Genomic DNA, 21877 nt, shown 5'->3' with positions numbered 1-21877 from the left:
GCAATTTGAACGGCATTGGTAGCGGCACCTTTTCGAAGGTTATCGGATACACACCAGAAATTTAAGGAATTGGGTTGGGTAAAATCTCTTCGAATTCTGCCAACAAATACTGCATCGTGGTTTTGAGCATGAATTGGCATTGGATACAAAAATATTTCAGGTTCATCTTGAACGATAACTCCCGGGCATTCTCTCCAAATTTCGGCTATTTCATGCAGGTGAAAGTCTTTTAGGAATTCAACATTAATGCTTTCGGAATGCCCGCCAATTACCGGAACTCGTACAGTTGTTGCTGTTACCTGAATGGAATCATCCCTCATGATTTTCTTGGTTTCATTGACCATTTTCATTTCTTCTTTTGAATAGCCATTTTCCAAGAAAATATCCACTTGTGGAATAATGTTTAAGTCGATAGGGTAGGCATAGGCTTTGGTGGAAGGAGTTTCCCCTTTGCGCTCGGCCAAAAGCTGGTCAAGCCCCTTTTGTCCGGTACCTGTAACACTTTGATAGGTAGAAACCACGATACGTTTAATGCCATATTTCAAATGCAGGGGATATAGTGCTACTACCATTTGAATGGTGCTGCAGTTGGGATTGGCAATAATGAAGTCTTTGCTATCAATGGCATCTGCATTAATTTCTGGAACTACTAGCTTTTTACCCGGATCCATTCTCCATGCCGACGAATTATCGATTACCCTAATTCCGGCATTTGCAAAGCGTGGAGCCCATTCCAAGGAAGCGCTACCACCTGCCGAAAACAAGGCTAAATCGGGTTTCATTTCTATGGCTGTTTGGGGTAAAACCACCGGGAAGTTAGTTCCTTTATATTGGATACTTTTTCCAAGCGATTTTTCGGAGGCAACAGGAATTAGTTCATCTACCGGGAAATTTCTTTCCGCTAAAATTTCCAACATTTTACTACCTACCAATCCGGTAGCACCTACTACGGCAATTTTCATTTTAGTTTTCTAATTGTACTCGATTGATAAATTTTTTATAAAGAAGGAAACTTATTATTCCTGCCTGTATGGCCGCACTTACAACGCTCCATTGGGGGTATTCTCCAATGGGAACAAAGATAAAAAGCAGTTCATGTTTTGAAGCCAAAGTCAATAGGCCAGGAATGGCTCCATATAAAAGTCCTAAATATATAATGGTTGCTCCCATGGCTCTTTTGTGTCGGGGGGCAGCATGAAGGTAAAGGAGAATACCAAAATCACGGAGCATAAATAGAGGCAATGAAAGTAAAGCTAGGGGCAATTCTTCCTCGCTTATGCCGAATTCAACGAGTAACTTAAATGGGCCAGGAATAATTTGTAGCGTGTTAAGATCTCCATAGGGCAGAAAAAGAATGGTTAATAGTACTACTAAAAAGAATCCTAAAAAACTTATAAGCCAAAGCGGAGCATAGTTGTTAATTTGTTTCCAATTTCTGATTAAAAGACCTTCGTAAAATTTTTTCCAATAAATAAAATTTTTGGGTTCTAAAATTAATGTTCCATAAGCCAATATGCCCATCATCGGGATTAAAACCAAGGAAGAGAATAATAGATTTTCATGTAACTTTAAATGATATTTTTCACCCAAAACGCTATAATCGATATAGGTGCCAAATTGATTTATTATGAGGTAAGTAATAAAAGAAATCCAGGCCCAGGATGAGTTTATATATTGATATTCGGATTTGAAGTTTCTATACAGACCTAATACAGCCCAAAAGGTAAAAAAGGAAGTATTTATGAATTGAACCAGATTTAAACTCAATTTTAGTCCAAACCAGTAAGTATCGATGGTGGAGCCATTATAGCCGTTTGAAAAAGAACCTTCCACTGTAGAAATAAATGGACTTATTATGCTGGAAAAGGCATAAAATAGTACTATTACGTATAGCCCATTTTTTACCTTCCCTCTACCATCTGCCTTTCTTATTGCCAACAAGGCGGTAATAGCGGAGCTTGCATGGGTTAAAATTGCAACTAGGATCAGGAAAATGATTTTCAAAACAATCCCGGTTTGATAAATTTCAATGAAGGGCCAGGAAACAAGCATACCACCAATACAAAATAATCCTCCGTACCAATTGTATAAAGTAGTTCCAAACAATTTACCTATGGTCATTTCCCATGGACTTAAATTATGACTTCGTTGCCAGTCCCAGGTTCGGTTATTGTATTCCTCAATAATACCATCGCTGGCGTTTTTTGCCCCCCAGGCAATCACAATGGCTAAAAATAGGCCTATCGAGGCTATAAAAACATAATCAAAACCTAAATTTACCTTGATATAATTTTGGGTAATTCCGTCATATTGATTTTGATCTTTTCCAATAAAATATGCAATTGCCAAAGCAATAACAATGAAAACCGGCATGGCAATAATGCGTTGCAAGCTGAATTCGGCCCAACGATTTCTTTCTATTTCCGGATTTTTAAAAAGCAGATTCCCCATTATTTAATTTCCTCTAACAGTTTTTAAATATTCTTCTTGTAAGTTTGATTTTTCTACCTCCAATCCTAGAACAGGCACATCGTTCGCTATTAATTCTTTTAGTAGTTTTTGTTGTTCATTGTTTCCTCCTTCAAAGCGAAATTTAAATTGAGTTCCACCGCCGGTCAGATTTTTTACATCCGGGTTTTGGAAGAGGAATTGAGTTATAGATTCAAATTCTGAATTTAAAGTTAGAATCAGGTTTTTGCTTTTAATTTCGGAAATTTGACCAATACGTTTATTGTCAATAATTTTTCCATCCTGCATCACCAGGAGATGGGTAGAATAATCTTCCAATTCGGCCAAAATGTGGGAAGAAACCAACAGGGTAATTCCTTGGCGGCTAAGTGCTTTTATCAAACTGCTGAGATGAATCCTTGCCTCCGGATCTAAACCAGATGCGGGTTCATCCAGAATTAAAAATTGGGGTTGATGTAACAGAGCCATAGCAACTCCCAGACGTTGTCTCCATCCTCTGCTCAGTATTTTTGCATCTTTTTCAGCATATTCTTCCAACTCTAAAAGTTGTATAACCTCGTTTACTCTGGATTCCAGGTTTTGAATTTTTTGAGCTAAGCCGATAAAACGAAGGTTTTGGCGAATAGTCAGACCTTCATAAAGTCCAAAGGTGTCACTTAAATAACCGGTTTGCCGGTGGTTTGCCTGCGGGTTAGCAAGTACATCTATTCCATTGATAATTATACTTCCGGAATAAGGTTCGCTCAAAGATGCCAAGCAACGTAATAAGGTTGTTTTACCTGCACCATTTGGACCAACTAAGGCAGTTACACTTCCATTTTCTAATTCAAAACTTATATTTTTTAAAGCCCTAAACCCGGGATATTCAAAAATGATATTCTCTACTTTTACCATGGTTTTCTTGGTTTATTCCAAACTGTTTTTTAATTCTTCCACCATGGGTGGTATTTCCCTTAATCTTCCCCGACAAAAATCAACCAATTCTTTGCTTTGACTGAGGGTTGTTTTAAGTTCATCCATGGATATTTGTCCGCTTTCTAATCGTTGAATTAGCTCATCCAATTGCTGAATGGCTTCCTCAAACGTAAGTTGTTTCTTTTTCATATATCAATCCGAATTTTTTATTTGGGAAACAACCGATTCTATTTGGGAATGTTGGGTAAAGATACGAATGGTTTCTCCCGTTTTTATTTTTTTGCTGTCCTTAATTGGGGTTCCTTCCTGAGTAGTCAAAAGAGCGAACCCTCTTTCCAAAACCTGGTATGGGTTTAAGTAAGTTATGGCTTGTTCCAGTTGATTTATCTGGTTTAGTTTTCGCTCCAAATGCAATTCGGTTAATCGGGATAGGGAAAGTGCTTTTCGTTGTAAATCATATTTGCCTTGGTCTAACTTGGTATTTGCTAAAGCAAGTATTTCTTGAGCTTTCATTATCAGGAAGCTTTCAACTCTGGCATGGTGTTCTACTAGGAAATTAGCAGCTTTGGTTGGAGTTTTTACAGTAGAATGTGCCATTAAGTCGGCTATACTTACATTTCGCTCATGGCCAATTCCGGTAAGGATGGGTATTGGAAATGCGGCTATGGCTTTACCTAAATCCAAGGTGTCAAATGGACCAAAATCTGTTTGTGCACCCCCGCCCCTTACCAAAATAACTACATCGTATTTAATTTTAGAGTCAACAATGGCTCTGAATTGATTGAGAATGAATTTTTCGGCTCCATTGCCTTGAATTTGAGTTAAATACTCATCCACCATAAAGGAATAACCATAGGCATTGTTTTGTAGCTCATGTTTAAAATCCCTTTGTCCATCCGAAGCCGGAGCCGTAATTAATGCAATTCTTTGCATCAGTAAGGGTAACTCCAATTGTTGGTTTCTGGAATGATAAATCCCATTTTCTTCCCATACCCATTTGGGGAATCCCTCCACTAAATTTTGCAGAACTTCTCTCCGCTTTAATTCAATTTTGCCTAAAGTGTAGGCTGTGTCAATCGAATGTATTTCAAGCCTTAATCCCCATTTGGGAGCGTATTGTACCGAGACCTCAAAGACAATTTCCAAGTTTCGGTCAAACTTTATTCCGGTAGTTTTTTCAAACTTTTTAATTTCGTGGTAGGCCTGCTTCCATATCACCGCATCGGCATTGGCAATTATTCCCGTTTCATCCTTTTCTACCAATTTAAGAAAGCAATAGGAGCGTTCCTTGTAGTTTCTTATGTCCGATGTTTCAGCAATTATTTTGAAGGTGCGATCATAAAAACTCTCGGATAAGGTCATTTCAACCAAACCCAATAAACCCGATAACGTGAGGTTTTGCAAAAAAATGTTGTTTAGAATAAGGCGCCAAAAACCTTTTTCAAGATATCATTTACCCTTGCAACAGGATCTTTCCTGATTTTGGCCTCCTCTTGTGCTACCAAATAGAATAATCCATCCAATGCTTTTTGAGTAACATAATCTTCCAAATTTGGATTGAGTTTTTTAACAAACGGTATTTGATTGTATTTTGTAATGAGGGGATTCCAATATTTTGTTATTTGAACCTTGGCCAAAGCTTTTTTTACAACCGGTTTAAATTTGGTCTTTAAATCGTTGCTGGTTTTGGTCTTCAAGAAATTGGTGGCAGCGTTGTCACCTCCTTTTAATATCCCAACCCCGTCCTGAATAGACATGGAAGTAATTGCACTTACAAAAATGGGAGCAGCTTCCTTGGCTGCTTCCTCAGCCGCTCTATTTAAGGTCTTTTCAAAGGCTGTAACCTGACTGCTTAAACCAAGCTTGTTGGCATATGTTTTTACAGCTTCTGCTTCTTTTGGAAATGGGATTTTTATTTTATTGTTTTTCCAATATCCATCTACCTTTGAAGCATTGCTTCCGGCATTTTTACTTCCAACCGATAAAGCTTCTTTTAATCCTTTAACTATGTCGGCATTGCTGAGTCCGGCTACCCCACTGTTCGAATTTCCGGAATTGGAATTTCCTGTTACAGTATTAATTACTTGATTTCCAACTTTGTTTAGATCAATTTTTTGTGAATCGGCCTGCAAGGAATAACCGAATGCCAGGATGGCCGCAAGGATTGTTTTTTTCATTTTCATATTATTGTTTCAGGTCACTTCTCAAACACTTTGCCAAAATGATCCTTTGCACGAAAATAGAGTAAAAGGAATTATGTGAAAGATTATTCCATTCAAAAATACCAACAACGTCTTTATTCCTTTATTTTGCCTCCAAATTGATTTACTTCAAAGTTGAAATCCAACGAAATAGAACGTTTTTTTAATGGCTTGTCCGGCCTTTCTTGTCTGGTAATTGGTGATGCCATGCTGGATGAATACATACGCGGGTCAGTTGAAAGGATATCGCCGGAAGCCCCGGTGCCAATTGTGAAACTCACAACCAGGGAACATCGTCTTGGTGGTGCAGCCAATGTTGCTCTAAACTTGGTTTCACTTGGGGTAAAAACTCAGCTTGGATGCCTCTTGGGTAAGGATGAAGCCGGATTTAAACTTGAAAAACTATTGCTTCAAAATGGAATTGATAATTCCGGACTTTTCTTCGTTGAAAATCGTCCTACCACCATCAAAACTCGGGTAATTTCCTCGGGTCATCATTTGCTCCGAATTGACAATGAAACAGAGGAAGCTCTTTCGGCTGAACTCCAACAGAGTTTTGAAAATCACCTCATGAAGCTGCTTCAATCCTCCAAACCTAACCTGGTTATTTTTGAAGATTATGATAAGGCTTGTTTGAGTTTATCTTTAATTACCAAAGTAATTGAGTATTGCAAACAAAATACTATTCCTGTTTCGGTAGATCCCAAGTATAAAAACTTTAAATCTTATTCGGGTTGTTCGCTATTTAAACCAAATTTTAAAGAGTTGGTTGAAGCATCCGATCTCTCCGGTTTGCCAAAAAATAGTTTAAGTGTGGAGGCTTGTTTGGAAAAACTCCATCCCATTCTAAACGCCGAGAATTACCTGATTACTTTGTCTGAAAAGGGGGTGTACTATAAAAATTCTTATCATCAAGGAACTATTCCGGCACACCTGCGAAGCATTACCGACGTTTCAGGTGCAGGTGACAGTGTTATTGCCGTCGCATCTTGTGCCCTGGCCTTGGGGTTTAACCTCGAGTTCATCGCATCCATTTCAAACCTGGCAGGAGGCCTGGTTTGCGAAGAAGTAGGTGTGGTTCCCATTCAAAAAGAAAAACTTAAAATGGAGTGTCAATCCTCCATTTAGCCAATAAATTACATATGAAAAGCAAAATCGCACTGATAATTGAACGGGAATACCTAACCCGGGTAAAAAAGAAAACATTTATTATTATGTCTATCATTGGCCCTCTGCTAATGGCGGCTATTATGGTTATTCCGGTGGTTTTGGCCCTTACTACAAAGGAAGAAAAAACTATTTTGGTAGTGGACGATAGCCACCTGTTTTCCGAAGCCCTGAAAAACACAACCAACCTGAAGTTTGAAATTGCTGCCGTACCCCTGGAATCTGCCAAGGAGGTTTATAAAACCGGACATTACGATTGTTTGCTCTATATTCATGAACGGGTGTTAAGCACCACCGCCGGACTAAAGCTTTTCTTTAAAAAGCAACCCGGTATGAGTACTGTTAAGTATATCGAGAAAGCCTTGGAAAGAGAGGTGGAGGAGTCAAAATTGGAAGCATCAGGCATTAATAAAGATGCTATCCTTTCGGCTAAAACATCCATTAGTTTGAATACCGTAAAATTGGATGATTCGGGTAAAGAAGAAAAAGGTAGTTCAGAATTGGCAACTATCGTAGGTTATATTGCCGGTATTATGATCTACCTGTTTATCTTCCTTTATGGAGTGCAAGTAATGCGAGGTGTAATCGAGGAGAAAAGCAATCGTATCGTGGAAGTAATTATTAGCAGCGTAAAGCCATTCGAATTGATGATGGGGAAAATAATTGGAGTTGCTTTGGTTGGACTTACCCAATTCCTGATATGGATTGTGCTAACCGCCGGAATCTATACTTTCGGAACTCAAGTTATTGCCGATCAGCTTAGTAAAAACGCTCCTCCGGGCCAATCCATTGAAAAGGTGATGTCTGATAATATGCAAACAATCCCTCAGAATGGTGAAGAAAATTTTGGACCCGATCAAATGAAGGAATTGCAGGATGTGATAGGTTCTATCAATTTTCCTTTAATTCTATCAGCCTTTTTATTCTACTTCTTGGGTGGTTATTTACTGTATAGTGCCATGTTTGCCGCTATTGGTTCGGCTGTTGACAATGAAACCGATTCACAACAATTTATGATGCCCGTAACTATTCCCTTGGTTCTTTCCTTTGTAATGTCTCAGGTCATTCTCAATAATCCGGAAGGTAGTATCGCATTTTGGTTCTCCATATTCCCACTAACATCGCCCGTTATTATGATGGTTCGACTTCCGTTTGGAGTACCTGCCTGGGAAATGGCACTTTCTATGGTTCTGTTAATTGCCGGATTTATTTTCATGGTTTGGTTGGCCGGAAAAATTTATCGAACAGGTGTTATGATGTACGGTAAAAAGGTAACTTACAAAGAGCTTTTTAAATGGCTTAGATATTCCTAATGTACTTCATTCGATTTCTGTTTTTTTTCTTCTTTCCTTTGTTGTTATTGGTTTCCTGTAAACCAAATCTTTCTGCCTTTGGAATTAAGAAATATAAGGTGGGGCATCAACAGCCAAACGTATTGGCACTTTCAAAACAATCTATTACCAATAAAGGTAAAATTCACGAACAGGAATTTTATCCATGTTCAGATTCTCTTTCCAATACAAATTTGGAAAATCCTTACCCCATAACAAATCCTGAAATTTCTTTTTCCGGGAAGGTATCAGATAGCTTGATTCCCATTGCTAAAACCACAAAAAGGATCGATTTTTTGCCGTTTCTAACCGGACAACCAAGCAAACTCAGGTGGAGTACTTCCTTGCATCAAGATAATGTTATTGCATCCCAAAGGGAATGGGAGTATGATACTACTGAAATTGTTCTGAAAGTGCTTAAATACTTCCTTTTTGCAGTGGCTTTGGTAAGCTTTGCATTGGCATTTTATTATAAAATTCGCCTGCAGAATACTATGATGTTTGTTATTTTGATGTGCGTTTTTACATTTACCGGAATCGCCGGATCGATACTTTCCATCGTGGTTGGGAATTTATATTAGATTTGAATTTGCTGCAGACCCTGGTTGCAGTCTTTTATTTAAATTCGATTGCAATTTTGCTAGGTTTGAAATGGTTCCAATTACACAAAGCGGCTAGATACATTTTCAAGATTGCTTAGTAATTACCTGTTTAGGTTGCACCTCGGGCAACGATAGAGGCAAGTAGCCCACAGGACACCGACGGCGTTAGCCTAGGGGGACGAGGACTACAGCCGATAGCGTGACCCGAACGCCCATGCAGTTTTTTTTGGGGTTTAGCAAAAATAGGGTAGGGCGGAGGGGGCCCGCATAATCAGAATTTTAAAAAATAGACCTATGGTTATGCTAACCTTTTTAGCCTACCTGTTTTGCGAATACTACAAGCTGCCAATACCTAATCAGAAGCAGAAATGCCAATTAATGAAACCGGGTGACACTTGAATTAAGAAACCAAACAGTTTATGAAACCCTTTTACAACCTTGGGCAACCAGGTGTTTAAATCAAGTGTTTTGACTCAGTTGGGTCTCTTTGCAAATTCTACACTAACTCAGAACAGCCAATTGGTCGTATTGAAGTTTAGTCAGATTGCGGTACAAACCATCCGGATTCATGACCAATTCCTCGTGGTTGCCTTGTTCCAAAACTACTCCTTTGTCAATAACAATAATTTTATCGGCATTGCGAATGGTCGACAAACGATGGGCAATTACAAAGGAGGTGCGCCCAACCATTAATTTTTCCAAAGCTTCCTGAACCAGCCTTTCGCTTTCACTATCCAAACTGCTGGTTGCCTCATCCAAAATCAAAATAGCCGGATTTTTTAACACTGCCCGGGCAATAGCAATCCGTTGGCGTTGTCCACCCGAAAGCTTGATGCCCCGTTCACCCACCAAGGTGTCAAATTTCTCCGGGAAACTTTCAATAAAATCCAGTGCATTGGCTTGTTTTGCGGCTTGCTTAATTTCTTCCAAACTAGCGTTGGGTTTTCCATAAGCTATGTTTTCCCGAATAGTGCCTCCAAATAGCAATACATCTTGTGGCACAATAGCCATCTGACTTCTCAATTCACTAATGCCATATTTCTTACTCGAAATACCATCATATAAAATTTCACCTTCTTCAGGGGTGTAAAACCTCAACAATAAGGAAGCAAGGGTAGATTTGCCCGATCCGCTAGGACCAACAATGGCAATGGTTTCACCTTTTTTAGCACTGAAATTGATGTCTTTCAGTACTTCTATTTCCGGACGGGAGGGATACCTGAATTTTACATTTTCAAATTTCACCTCACCTTGCAATTTGGCTTGTTGATATACTACATTTTCTTGTAATTCAACCGGTTCAATTCCTTCATCCATAATTTCCAAAACCCGTTCAATTGCCCCAACTGCTTTTTGAATTTGGGCGTAAATTTCGGCTATTCCACCAATGCTGGCTCCTACAAAAACAGAATATAGGATGAATTGAATCATGGTGCCAAGTTCCAATTCCTTGTTGGCAACCAAAGTAACACCTTCCCAAATCACAAAAATGATGGAACCAAACAAGCAGAAAATGATAAAAGAGGCAAAAGCACCACGCGCAATTGCACCTTTCATAGCCGTTTTAATAATCTCCTGAGTACTTTTATTGTAACGGTTCGATTCAAAAAATTCGTTGGCAAACGATTTAACATTGGCAATGCCTTGTAATGTTTCTTCCACAATGGTATTGCTTTCGGCAACTTTATCCTGGGTTGCTTTGGAAAGTTTACGGATAGAACGACCAAAAATAACCGCAAAAATGGCAACCAACGGAATTACCATAATCATGATTAGTGTAAGTTTAATGGAGGTAAATGCCAGGAAAATAATACCACCAACAATAATGATAAATTGCCTGAAAAATTCGGCCAGGGTCGTGGTAAAAGTATCTTGAATCATCACCAAATCGCTACTCAATCGGCTATTCAATTCCCCAATTCTACGTTGTGAGAAGAATGTCATAGGCAAGCGTATCATGTGGGCATACACTTCTCTTCGTATCACTGCAAGTACATTTTCCGTAACGTTAAACGAAAGATAAATCCGCATAAACGAAAAAACAGCTTGTGCTCCAAAAATGAGTAATAACCAAAGTGCGATTTCATTGATACGTCCAACAATTTCGCTGCTGGCGGCATTGATTAGTTTCCCCATCATCATTGGAAAAACGAGTGCTACTGCCGATGTAAGCAGCAGAAAAACCATACTGGCCAGGTATTTCCATCGGTAAGGGCGGAAATAAATGAATATTCGCTTGGTTTTACTAAGTGATTCTGAATTAATTTTTGCCTTCGGAAGGTCTTCGGTATCTCGCCAAGCCATGTATTGAAATTGGGGTGCAAAAATACAATCTAAAAGGTAGTTGAATTGCCAAAGTTTTGTAATAATTCGTTGTTTTTTTAGGCGGGCCCCCTTCCGCCTTACCAAGGTTGTTGCAATTTCAAGCAATCCAAGAAAGGCGTTCGGGTCACGCTTTCGGCTGTAGTCCTCGTCGCCCTCCGCCAGAAGGCTTCGGGCTCCTGTGGGCTACTTGCCTCAATCGTTGCCCGAGGTGCAAACCCTATCTGAATCACTTCTGATTTTTTTGATGCTTTCCAATTTTTTTTTTGAAAAGGCAAGGTTATTGACAAAAAACGTCCCATTACCTCAATAAACGGAAAGGTAGGGTTTTCTCTTACTTGGATTTCCAGGAAAAACTACTTACCAATCGGTCTAAATCCTGTTTTACGAATTGTATAACCGGAGCTAAAGAATCGGCATTGGGAGATGCATTAAAGTATAAGGCTCCTCGTATAAAATGATGAGTGCTATCTGTTAAATAAAACTGGATAGGAGATGCCACACCAACACCATCTACTTCGATAAACATGCCATACACGTTTTTATCGTCGGCTTGGATTAGTTTTTTACGGATGGCACTTGCCTTTGGAATGTGCTTATTGGTTAGTTTTCTGGTATCGTCTAAGAGTTGGGGTAAATTTTGTTTAACCTCTTTGTAGCTAAGGTGCAGAGTTGCTTTCAATCCAGGAAAAACGATGTTTGACCAACAAGGCTCAGCTAATTGACTTTCGGAAGGAAGTACCTTAGCGTAAACAGGCAAATCGAATGTGAAGGGACAAATAGAATCATAAACCCGGTATTGTTTCTCGGGAAGCGCTATGCGTAAATAGCCTTTGGGTCTTGGTGTAGATTCGTCGGTGCAGGCGTTAAAAAGCACAAAAATGGAGAGAATGCCTAGGGCGAAAATCCAGGATTTAAGGGAGTTTGTCATTAGGAAATATCCTCCTTCGGTAAAGTAACTTTAACTCGTTTAATGCGTTTGTTATCAGCCGCTTCAATGGTAAATAACAAGCCATTAAAGTTAATTTTTTGGTTTTTGCGAGGTATTTTCCCTTCAAGTTCAAGGATAAAACCTGCGAGTGAATCACTTTCCCCTTTACGATCCTCAAAAGGAGTTGGTTCTAGATTTAAAATACGATAAAAATTAGTAAGTGCTATTTTGCCTTCAAAAACAAAATTAAAATCATCGAGTTTGGAGTAAAAAACTTCGTCATCATCGAATTCATCGTTGATGTCACCAACTACTTCTTCCATAACATCTTCAAGGGTAACAATTCCGCTAAGTCCGCCAAATTCATCTACCACCAAGGCCAGGTGCATTTTTCGATGTTGAAACTCTTTGAGCAAATCGTCGATTTTCTTACTTTCAGGTACAGCGAAATGTGGCCGAATTAATGATTTCCAATCCAGGCTTTCACTTTTATTTAGAAAGGCCAATAGGTCCTTGATGTATAATATCCCGATAACATTATCAATGGAGTCATGGTAAACCGGCATTCTGGAATAACCGGCATCAAGAATGTAAGCCATCACCTTTTCATTGGACCAAGCATCATCCAAGGCCTTAACATCCATGCGAGGCTTCATAATTTGCTTAACGTCAGTATTCCCAAATTCCACAATGCCTTTTAAGATTTTTTGGTCTTCGGCATTGGCCGCAGTTTCATGTTTGGTGATATCGAGGGCATGGGTTAAATCGCCCACCGAAACAGAATGACCTTTAACCTTAATTCGCTTGTCAATAAAATTGCTGGTAAGCAAAAGGATAAAACTGATAGGAGCAAAAAGTTTAGAGGCAATTAACAGTGGATAAGCCATTAAGCCTGCTACTTCTTTAGGTTTTTGGGTAGAATAAACCTTGGGAATAACCTCACCCAACATTAGTATAACAAAGGTGACAACCACTACCTGAATAAACCAACCCCAAAATGATTTGGCAAAAACGGGGTCCATGAGTTCTTCGGTAATTATGGTAGACAGGATAACTATGCCAATATTTACAAAATTATTAGCAATTAATAAGGTTGCCAATAACTTTCGGGGATTGTCTAAATGGAGGGCTGCAAGTCTTTCGCTGGCTGATAAGCTGGATTTAAACTCGTCTATTTCATAATTGCTGAGTGAGAAATAGGCATTTTCTGAGCCTGAAAACATGGCTGAGAAAAGCAACAAAATGCTTATAGCAATTAAACTAACCAATAAGGAAGAGGATAGGCCTCCGGAAAGTGATAAGAGGATGTTTAAGGTGAGTATACTGTGGGGTTCCAACAAGAAGGATATGGTGGAGGCAAAAGTAAGAGAATTTCTTAATCCTGAAATTGACATTTAAACCCAAATCTGCATTAGAAATCGTGATAAGGCTTTCAAATGCAAGAATGACAGGGGTTTCAAGTTGATTTTTGACTTCAAAGTTGTGAATAATTTTAAAGTCAAAAATTGGTCTGAAATCCTTGTATTTGAAGTAGTTGGAAGCCGTAATAGAACCCCATTGCGGAATTTGGGTTAAAACGATGTGACAAATAACCCGACAGGCGAAAGATTCATTCGGACATGGTGTTTTAGTGGATTATAAAAGGTTTGATGAAAAAGATTGAAATTTCATTTTGGCCTTGTAGCATAATGAAATCAGGGTTAAGTAGAAATGCATTGGTTTACCCCAAGCAAGCAGATAAAATGAAGGGAGTTGGGCAATGCAATAGGGAAATTTACTGGTTATTAATTTGTGTTTAAAGTATTTTTTGATTTGCTTTGTTCATCGATTGTAGAAATAACTCTATGTTTGCCGAGGATTTATGAAATTCAGTGAAATTGCCCTATTAAAGGAAGGATTGAAGAACAAACTTCCAGGAGTTGAAGCCCAGTTTAAGATGGCTTCCTCTTTGCGTTTCCCCCCTGACTATATCGAACAATATCGGCCAAAAGCCAGACAGGGAAGTGTAATGGTATTGTTGTATCCGATAGAGGATGTGATTCATACGGTGCTTACTTTAAGAACTAGTTACAAAGGTGTTCACAGCGGACAGGTTAGTTTTCCGGGAGGAAAAAGAGAAGAAAGTGATGAAAATCTGATCAAAACTGCTTTAAGGGAAACCTGGGAAGAGGTTGGGGTTCCGGATTACGATATTGAGGTAATTGGTGGACTAACAGAATTGTATATCCCCGCTAGCAATTTTATTGTTACACCTTATGTGGGAATTGTGCAAGAGAAACCTGAATTTCAGCCTAATCGCAGGGAAGTTGAGCGGATTTTGGAAGCCGATTTGGCCTTGCTTTTGGACGATAAGTTTAAGAAACAAACCCAGGTGAAAATCAATGAAAGTCTAACCATTGATGCACCTTATTTTGATATTGAAGGCCAGGTGGTGTGGGGCGCAACAGCTATGATGCTAAGCGAATTGGCTGAGTTAATCAGACCACATTACAGCCTCGAAAAGTTGGGTTTATAACCCTATTTCTATGTTTAACAGGAACAATTCCAACTACCAACCCAACCGGTTTGAAACCTTTCCACCGGTTGTGAAAAATTTGATTCTTTTGAATGGAATCATGTATTTAATTACAGAGTTTTGTTCTGCGTTTTTGAATATCAATTTGAATCAAATTTTAGGACTTCACAACATTGATTCGCCTTATTTCAAACCGTATCAATTGGTGACTCATTTCTTTATGCATGGAGGCTTTTTGCACATAGCATTGAATATGTTGTCGTTGTGGATGTTTGGTGCTGTAATCGAGAATTTTTGGGGTGGAAGAAGGTTTCTGGTTTATTACTTGGTTACCGGTTTAGGTGCAGCTTATATTCATTTGATGTATTCAAGTTGGGAGTATCATTCTATGGCAAATGCAGCCGCATTATTTGCCGAAAGCCCCACAGTGGAAGGTTTAATGGATTTCTATCACAACTATAGTAATCCTAATCTGGATTCCTACTTCAAAGAAATGATTCAGGTTTGGGACCATTCTTCCCCTATTGGAATAGAACGTAAGGCTATTGAATTGGTAGAAGCTGTAGTTCAGGTGAAGAGAGATTTGCCAATGGTTGGTGCCTCAGGAGCCGTTTTTGGAGTATTACTCGCCTTTGGAATGATGTTTCCTGATCAAATCGTATTTTTTATTCTTTTTCCAATGCCGGCTAAATATTTGGTAGTGCTATACGGCGCCATGGAATTGTATAATGGTTTAATGAATGATCCTACCAGTAATGTGGCCCATTTTGCCCATTTGGGAGGGATGCTTTTTGGTTTTTTGCTTATAAAAAGTTGGCAAAGAAGATCTTAATATTAATGGACAAAGCATGATTCAGGACGTTAAGAACGATATTTTGAGTAATTGGAGAAACGGGGAAGCCTATGTTAAACTCATTATTTTAAATGTAGCAGTTTTTATAATTCTGTTATTGGTTGGGTTGGTATATCAGACCATAACCAAAGAATCATTTGATTCAATGGCGACCTATTACCTGGGTTTGCCTTCGGACCCTCAGGTTTTGTTATTCCATCCTTGGAGTCTTCTGACACATATGTTTGTTCATTCGGATTTACTCCATATCTTTTCTAATATGTTATTATTGAGTTTTGCCGGAAGAAGGTTGTTTTTTCTTACATCCAATGCCATCTTTTACCGAATTTATTTTTTATCAGGTATTGCAGGAGGGGTTGGATATGTTGTTTTAGGAAACTTGTTCTTACAACTTGGACTCACGGATGCTCATGGATTTGGAATTGGAAGTTCTGCCTGTGTGATGGGCTGTTTGGTTTGTATGACCATATTGAATCCGCATGAAATTATTCATTTGTTTTTATTAGGTCCAATAAAGATCATGTATATCACTACCTTTTTGGTATTGTTGGATTTGTTGTATTTATATGCAGGTAATACAGGCGGACATCTTGCCCATTTGGCAGGAACAGGCTTAGGTTGGTGGTATGGTTTACAAATGAAAAAGGGAAGTTATCCGGGGTCTTGGGTAAATTCAATATTTAGTTTTTTTACCTTTACCTCCAAACCTAAAATGAAGGTTAGCCATCGAAGACCTATGACCGATGAAGAATATAATGAAAGGAAAATAAGCAGTCAGAAAGAAATAGATGCGATTTTGGACAAGATTTCACGTTCTGGTTACGATAGTTTAAGTACTAAGGAAAAAGATATTTTACACAAAGCTTCACATAAATAAACGATGAAAGGAATCATTTTAGCCGGTGGTAGCGGCACTAGGTTGCATCCCTTAACTTTGGCTGTAAGTAAACAGTTAATGCCGGTATACGACAAACCCATGATTTATTACCCCTTGTCGGTATTGATGATGGCCGGAATTAGGGAGATTTTAATTATCAGTACTCCCCATGATTTGCCCAATTTCGAAAAACTATTGGGCGACGGTAGCAGAATTGGTTGTAAATTCAGTTACGAAGTGCAGGAAGTACCTAATGGACTTGCCCAGGCATTTGTAATTGGAGAATCGTTTATTGGAAAGGATAAATGTGCCTTGATTTTGGGTGATAATATCTTCTATGGTTCCGGTATGTGGAAAATGTTAAAGGAAATCAATAATCCGGAAGGCGGGGTGGTGTTTGCATATCATGTTAGCGACCCTGAAAGATATGGTGTAGTAGAGTTTGATAAAGATTTTAATGCTTTGTCAATTGAAGAAAAGCCACTTAAGCCTAAATCCAATTACGCTGTTCCGGGATTGTACTTTTACGACAATTCAGTAATTGAAATAGCTAAAAATTTAGAACCTAGTGCCAGAGGAGAGTATGAAATTACCGATGTAAATAAACATTACCTGAAACAAGGAAATTTAAAAGTGGCTGTTTTGGATCGTGGAACCGCTTGGTTGGATACAGGCACTTTTGCATCGCTAATGCAAGCCGGACAATTTGTTCAAGTGATTGAAGAAAGGCAAGGTTTAAAAATTGGATGTATTGAAGAGATAGCCTGGAGAATGGGTTTCATTGATGAAATCCAACTGCGGGAGGTAGCGCAACCGCTCTTAAAAAGCGGTTATGGACAATACCTTTTGGATTTGCTTAAATAAATTCAGGTAAATTCTCTAATTTTGCTCAAATTAAAATTCGAATGAAAAAACTTTACGCAATTCTTGCAACTGCACTTTTGTCGGTGACTGTAACCTACGGACAAGCCGTATGGAACTTAGGAAGTGGTGATTTTTCTTTTACCACATGGGACCCTGCAACTGCTCCCGGAACATATCCTGCCGGGATTAAATTTAAACAATATACTTTGGCTTCTACCGATCCAACTTCTGCTGATGATCCTTCTGCAGATTGGAAATGTTATTACAACTTAACTGCTCGTAGCCGTATTATTGGCCGCGGTGATTCCGGTGTTGCCTTCATTAATACTCAAAACAACCAAAGCGATTTGCAATGCGATTCAGTAGATGCAAATGGTACAGTTGGTGGTAAAGCCGGTGCTGTTTTGGTAACATTAAATTCTTCCAATCGCGAAGGCTTGACCGTTAGTTGGAAAGCCGGTACTGCCGTTCAATCCAATGGAACTCCAACCCCAAGAGTGTATGATATGATTCTTCAAGCTCGTCCTGATTCAACAAGCGCATGGACCGATATTGCCGGAACTACCTATACTTCTGCCGGTGCAGCCAATAACTCAGTTCAAAGTTTCTCCGGAATTGTTTTACCTGCCAGTTTTAATAACCAGGCTTTGGTTCAATTGCGTTGGAAAGCCTACCAATCCAATACAGGAGTGGGTTCAAGACCTTATATCACTATTGATGACATTACTGTTTCTTCTTCCATTTTTACTGGTATTAATTCAGTTTCCGGAAAGGCAGCTTTTGAGGTATATCCAAATCCTGCTTCTCAGGAAATTAACTTTACCAAAGCAGTTACCGGTCAATTGTTAGATGCTTCAGGAAGGGTAGTTTTAAATCTAAACAATGCCACTAAGGCAGATGTTTCTTCCTTGCAATCAGGATTGTATTTCCTACGTTCTATTGCCGGTGAAGTAGTAAAAGTATCCGTTAAATAATTTTTTAACATTCTTTGTCCATCCCCCTGGTTAAAACTTAGTTTTAATCCAGGGGGATGGTTTATTTTTGTACATTCAATTTTCTTAAAATGTTGGAAAAGGCCCTTGAAGTTGGTGCTAAGATTTATGCCGCTAACTTAATTCGTTATGTTGTTCTTGCCGGTTTAGCCTATTTGATTTTTTATGTGATATGGAAGGCCAGGTTCGCTCATAAACGCATACAGAAAAGAGATTGGGAAAAGAAAAAACTTTGGATGGAGGTGGGTTATTCCGTAGCCACCATGTTTATTTTCGCTTTAAATGGGATCTTGGTGTTTTGGGGGAAACAGTATGGGATTTTTCATACCTATCAGGATTTTAATGAGCATAGCTGGGCTTATTTCTTTTTCACTATTGTGGCTGCTATATTCATTCATGACACTTATTTTTATTGGGCTCATCGGTTTATGCACCTAAAATGGGTTTTTCCTCATGTACACAAGGTTCATCATCTCAGCAACAATCCCAGTCCTTGGGCTGCATTTTCTTTTCATCCAACTGAAGCTTTTTTAGAGGCTGCAATTATTCCAATTTTGCTTTTTATTATGCCCATGCATATGCTGGCAATATTGGTTTTCTTAATGTATATGACCATGATGAATGTACTTGGTCACTTGGGTTATGAGTTATATCCCAAAGGTTTTTTGCGGCATCCCCTGGGTCGATTGAATAATACCAGTACTCACCATAATATGCACCATCGATTGGTTAATTGCAATTATGGATTATATTTTAATTTTTGGGATTTGTTGATGAGAACCAATCATGAAAAATATCAAAGCGAGTTTGAACGATTGGCAGGTCAGGAACCTCAAAAAGAAGAAGAAATACTGGAAAAAGCTATTATCTAATTACCACAAATTTTTACGTATCCAATTCCCATGTGTTTGGATTGATCCACTTTGCATCGAGTTGATGCCTAATATAGGTAAGTTGTCTTTTCGCAAAATTTCGGGTATGTTGCTTTAATTTTTCAATGGATTGTTCAAGGCTCATTTGACCATCTAAATAGTCAAGTAATTCTTTATATCCAACGGTATTTAAGGCATTGTGGGTTCTAAAGCTTTTTAGCCTTGTAACTTCCTCTAAGAACCCTTGCTTCATCATCAATTCGGCTCGGTTATTAATGCGTTGGTATAATTCTTCCCTTGGAAGGTCAATGGCATAAAGGTTATAAGGGAAAACACTTTCTTTTTTTCCGGATCTGAAACTACTAAATGGTAAACCGGTTGTTCTGTAAATTTCCAAAGCCCGAATAATGCGCTGAGGATTGTTTTTATCCACCTGCTCATAATAGACAGGATCTGCATTTTTTAGTTCTTCAGTTAAAACCGCTAATCCATTCTTATGTAATTCTTCATTGAGTTGATTACGAATGGAGTCGAGAACCGGAGGTAATTCATCCATTCCATCCAACAAAGCTTTGATGTATAGGCCGGAGCCTCCAACAACAACAACTTTTTCATGGCTGTTGAACAAGGTTTTGATTCGCTTCTGAGCTTCCTGGGCAAAATCACCTGCACTGAACTTCTCTGTTAGTTCCAATTCCCCAATAAAGTGATGTTTAACTTCGCTTAATTGCTCAGGAGAAGGAAATGCACTGCCAATTTCCATGCCTTTGAAAATTTGGCGTGAATCGGCCGAAATGATTTCTGTGTTCCATTTTTTGGCAACCTGAATAGCTAAGTCGGTTTTTCCACTGGCAGTTGGGCCAGTGATAACAATTAAACTGTTTTTCAAGACTTAAACCAATTCCGGATGTTTACTAAATGCCATCTTCGCCCAAACCAAAATGGAAATTCCAAATAGAATGGAACTGTATCTTAGCCACTCTGCCTCTATTGTCAATAGAATGACCAAGGTCAAAACAAGCCGAAAAATATCCAACCATATTGCCCAACGGTGGTTTTCAAAGTAGGCTCCTATTGCCAATAAACCTAAAATAACTCCGGTTGCAATTCCATATACCTGGAAACTAGCTAATTCTTTTTCCACAAACAATAAAATGGAGGCGGCTACTAACAGGAGAATAAATTGGAAAAAAGAATAACTATTAATGCTCCTACTGCTGCGAACATCGTATTTATGGTAATGGGTTTTATCAATTTCTTTTGGATATTGCATTCCTCCCAATTCTTTGGGCTGCCATCCCGGAGGCATAATAAACACTAAAATTTTGTTCCAAATTCCGGGACTTTTTTTAGCCAATTCCCATAGCTCGGCCCAATAATGGAAATTGGCCCAAACCGGATTCCAACTGTTTAATGGCTTGGTGATTCCGTAATATACTTCTTCATCTTCTTCCTGGAAAGTTCCAAAAATTCTATCCCAAATAATTAAGGAGCCTGCGTGGTTCTTATCAATATATTTGGGATTACTGCCGTGATGAACCCGGTGGTGACTGGGTGTATTGAATATCCATTCCAAAGGTCCGAGTTTTCCAATTGTTTGAGTATGAATCCAAAATTGATACAAGGTGTTAAACGAACTAAGGGCTGCAAACGTAATGGGATCGCAGCCAATAAGTGCTAATGGATAGTAAAAGAACATGGAGAAAAAGCCCTGAAACCAGCTTTGCCGAAGGGCAACAGTTAGGTTATAATCTTCACTTTGGTGATGAACGATATGTGCCGCCCACAATGCATTAATCTCATGACTCATCCGGTGAAACCAATAGTAAAAAAAGTCAACTCCCAAAAACATACAAAAAACAACCAATGCAGTGTTAGGAAGGGTATAGAACCGATAGTTATTGTATAAATAAATATATCCGAATCCTAGAATAATTTTGAAGAAGATACCGGTAACCTGTTGTCCAATACCTTGTGCAAGGTTAGAAAGACTATCGTTTAATCGATAATACTTTTTGCCTTGTAACCAACAAACCAGTAATTCAACTCCGATGAGAATAAAGAAAACCGGAATGGATAGCGCGATGTAATTGGGTTTCATTCCAAATAATTTAGAGATTCCAAATGTAAAGCAAAGTTTTTTGGGATGCTAAATGTATACCGGTATTTTTGGATGATTTTAGACAGGAGTATTTTCAGAAATGGGCTTCCATCGAAATTTGTAACCTTGTCGATGGATTGGTGTATTTTCGTAGCGTGGCAAGGATAAGTATCATCGATTTAGGAACCAATACCTTTAATTTATTGGTTGTTGAAACCCGTGGCAGGGAAGTGGTTGGGAAATTGCATCAGGAGAAAATCCCTGTAAAATTGGGAGAAGGAGGAATTAACCTGGGTTTGATTTTGGAGAAGCCTTACCAACGAGGGCTGGAGGCCATGCAAAAGTACGCAGCCATTAGTAAGGATTTGGCTGTTGATAAGGTTTTTGCCTTTGCTACTTCTGCCATTCGTTCCTCCGGCAATGGGGTTCAGTTTGTTGAAGATGTAAAAAGTAGTTGCGGTATTTCAGTAACTATCATTGATGGTCAGCAAGAAGCGGAATTAATTTACCGTGGAGTTCAACTTAGTGGTGCTTTGTCGGAACACAATTCTCTTATTTTGGATATTGGCGGTGGAAGCTGCGAGTTTATCATTTGTAACAGGAATCGCTATTTCTGGAAGCATTCCTTCGATTTGGGAGTTTCCAGGTTATACGATCGGTTTAAACACCAAAACCCCATTTTACCTTCCGAAATAGAGACTATTCAGTTGTTGTTTGAGACCGAGTTGCAAGTGTTGTTTAACGCTTTAAAGCAATTTCCAACTACCGAATTAATCGGGTCCTCCGGATCGTTCGACACCTTTGCAGAAATGATTAGCTTCCAAAAGTTTGGAGAAGACAGGGTTTCTAATTTAAAGGAGTATAG

General features: G+C 38.8%; 21 protein-coding genes. 10 read left to right on the top strand and 11 right to left on the bottom strand.

Translation table 11 applies throughout. The features are described 5' to 3' along the window. From K1X82_09775 to K1X82_09750, 6 genes are all read right to left on the bottom strand, one after another. Positions 1 to 962 (bottom strand): aspartate-semialdehyde dehydrogenase (locus K1X82_09775; GenBank protein MBX7182389.1); only part of this gene is annotated, 962 nt, incomplete at its 3' end. 1 nt (position 963) lies between these two features. Then, entirely contained in the window at positions 964 to 2451 is a 1488-nt protein-coding gene (locus tag K1X82_09770) for a hypothetical protein (protein MBX7182388.1), read from the bottom strand. A 3-nt stretch (positions 2452 to 2454) separates the two neighbouring features. Continuing rightward, positions 2455 to 3363, bottom strand: a complete 909-nt coding sequence (locus tag K1X82_09765) for an ABC transporter ATP-binding protein (GenBank protein MBX7182387.1) — start codon at positions 3361 to 3363, stop codon at positions 2455 to 2457. 12 nt (positions 3364 to 3375) lie between these two features. Then, positions 3376 to 3573: an exodeoxyribonuclease VII small subunit gene (xseB, locus tag K1X82_09760; GenBank protein ID MBX7182386.1), complete on the bottom strand. Its 198-nt coding sequence runs from the start codon at positions 3571 to 3573 to the stop codon at positions 3376 to 3378. A gap of 3 nt (positions 3574 to 3576) precedes the next feature. Next, a complete protein-coding gene (locus K1X82_09755; protein ID MBX7182385.1) occupies positions 3577 to 4746 on the bottom strand; it encodes an exodeoxyribonuclease VII large subunit in 1170 nt (389 codons plus the stop codon). Positions 4747 to 4799: 53 nt separating this feature from the next. Continuing rightward, a complete protein-coding gene (locus tag K1X82_09750; GenBank protein MBX7182384.1) occupies positions 4800 to 5567 on the bottom strand; it encodes a DUF4197 domain-containing protein in 768 nt (255 codons plus the stop codon). Positions 5568 to 5720: 153 nt separating this feature from the next. Between K1X82_09750 and K1X82_09745 the strand changes: the two genes are divergently transcribed. The 3 genes from K1X82_09745 to K1X82_09735 are packed head-to-tail and all read left to right on the top strand — an operon-like array spanning position 5721 to position 8664. Further along, on the top strand, positions 5721 to 6713 hold the full coding sequence (locus K1X82_09745) for a hypothetical protein (protein ID MBX7182383.1): 993 nt from the start codon (positions 5721 to 5723) through the stop codon (positions 6711 to 6713). A 14-nt stretch (positions 6714 to 6727) separates the two neighbouring features. Continuing rightward, positions 6728 to 8065: an ABC transporter permease gene (locus K1X82_09740; protein ID MBX7182382.1), complete on the top strand. Its 1338-nt coding sequence runs from the start codon at positions 6728 to 6730 to the stop codon at positions 8063 to 8065. Further along, the gene (locus tag K1X82_09735; GenBank protein MBX7182381.1) at positions 8065 to 8664 is read left to right on the top strand and encodes a hypothetical protein; all 600 of its coding nucleotides are present in this window, start codon (positions 8065 to 8067) and stop codon (positions 8662 to 8664) included. The genes K1X82_09740 and K1X82_09735 overlap by 1 nt, the downstream gene beginning before the upstream one ends. A 522-nt stretch (positions 8665 to 9186) precedes the next feature. Here K1X82_09735 and K1X82_09730 read toward each other — a convergent pair. The 3 genes from K1X82_09730 to gldE form a co-directional block, all read right to left on the bottom strand. Further along, positions 9187 to 10989 carry an ATP-binding cassette domain-containing protein gene (locus K1X82_09730; GenBank protein MBX7182380.1) on the bottom strand — a complete coding sequence of 601 codons (1803 nt, stop codon included), beginning with the start codon at positions 10987 to 10989 and terminating at the stop codon, positions 9187 to 9189. Between the two features lie 352 nt (positions 10990 to 11341). Next, positions 11342 to 11938 carry a gliding motility lipoprotein GldD gene (gene gldD, locus K1X82_09725; protein MBX7182379.1) on the bottom strand — a complete coding sequence of 199 codons (597 nt, stop codon included), beginning with the start codon at positions 11936 to 11938 and terminating at the stop codon, positions 11342 to 11344. Then, the gene (gldE, locus tag K1X82_09720; GenBank protein MBX7182378.1) at positions 11938 to 13332 is read right to left on the bottom strand and encodes a gliding motility-associated protein GldE; all 1395 of its coding nucleotides are present in this window, start codon (positions 13330 to 13332) and stop codon (positions 11938 to 11940) included. Before gldE ends, gldD begins: the two co-directional genes overlap by 1 nt. A gap of 467 nt (positions 13333 to 13799) precedes the next feature. On the opposite strand from gldE, the gene K1X82_09715 reads away from it, so the two are divergent. From K1X82_09715 to K1X82_09690, 6 genes are all read left to right on the top strand, one after another. Beyond that, on the top strand, positions 13800 to 14453 hold the full coding sequence (locus tag K1X82_09715; GenBank protein ID MBX7182377.1) for a CoA pyrophosphatase: 654 nt from the start codon (positions 13800 to 13802) through the stop codon (positions 14451 to 14453). A gap of 10 nt (positions 14454 to 14463) precedes the next feature. Beyond that, positions 14464 to 15285, top strand: coding sequence for a rhomboid family intramembrane serine protease (locus K1X82_09710; protein ID MBX7182376.1), 822 nt, complete (start codon positions 14464 to 14466; stop codon positions 15283 to 15285). Positions 15286 to 15301: 16 nt separating this feature from the next. Beyond that, positions 15302 to 16183 carry a rhomboid family intramembrane serine protease gene (locus tag K1X82_09705; protein ID MBX7182375.1) on the top strand — a complete coding sequence of 294 codons (882 nt, stop codon included), beginning with the start codon at positions 15302 to 15304 and terminating at the stop codon, positions 16181 to 16183. Positions 16184 to 16186: 3 nt separating this feature from the next. After that, positions 16187 to 17047, top strand: coding sequence for a glucose-1-phosphate thymidylyltransferase RfbA (gene rfbA, locus K1X82_09700; GenBank protein ID MBX7182374.1), 861 nt, complete (start codon positions 16187 to 16189; stop codon positions 17045 to 17047). 41 nt (positions 17048 to 17088) lie between these two features. Continuing rightward, the gene (locus K1X82_09695; protein ID MBX7182373.1) at positions 17089 to 18021 is read left to right on the top strand and encodes a T9SS type A sorting domain-containing protein; all 933 of its coding nucleotides are present in this window, start codon (positions 17089 to 17091) and stop codon (positions 18019 to 18021) included. A gap of 89 nt (positions 18022 to 18110) precedes the next feature. Beyond that, positions 18111 to 18911: a sterol desaturase family protein gene (locus K1X82_09690; GenBank protein ID MBX7182372.1), complete on the top strand. Its 801-nt coding sequence runs from the start codon at positions 18111 to 18113 to the stop codon at positions 18909 to 18911. Positions 18912 to 18924: 13 nt separating this feature from the next. On the opposite strand, the gene miaA is transcribed toward K1X82_09690, so the two are convergent. After that, positions 18925 to 19800, bottom strand: a complete 876-nt coding sequence (gene miaA, locus K1X82_09685; protein ID MBX7182371.1) for a tRNA (adenosine(37)-N6)-dimethylallyltransferase MiaA — start codon at positions 19798 to 19800, stop codon at positions 18925 to 18927. Positions 19801 to 19803: 3 nt separating this feature from the next. Further along, complete coding sequence (locus tag K1X82_09680) at positions 19804 to 21012, bottom strand: sterol desaturase family protein (protein MBX7182370.1); 1209 nt, start codon at positions 21010 to 21012, stop codon at positions 19804 to 19806. Positions 21013 to 21167: 155 nt separating this feature from the next. On the opposite strand from K1X82_09680, the gene K1X82_09675 reads away from it, so the two are divergent. Further along, a partial coding sequence (locus K1X82_09675) for a phosphatase (GenBank protein ID MBX7182369.1) occupies positions 21168 to 21877 on the top strand: 710 nt, incomplete at its 3' end.

It is taken from the genome of Bacteroidia bacterium (assembly GCA_019695265.1).
Lineage (GTDB): Bacteria > Bacteroidota > Bacteroidia > JAIBAJ01 > JAIBAJ01 > JAIBAJ01.
This window is presented reverse-complemented; position numbering and strand designations above follow the sequence as displayed.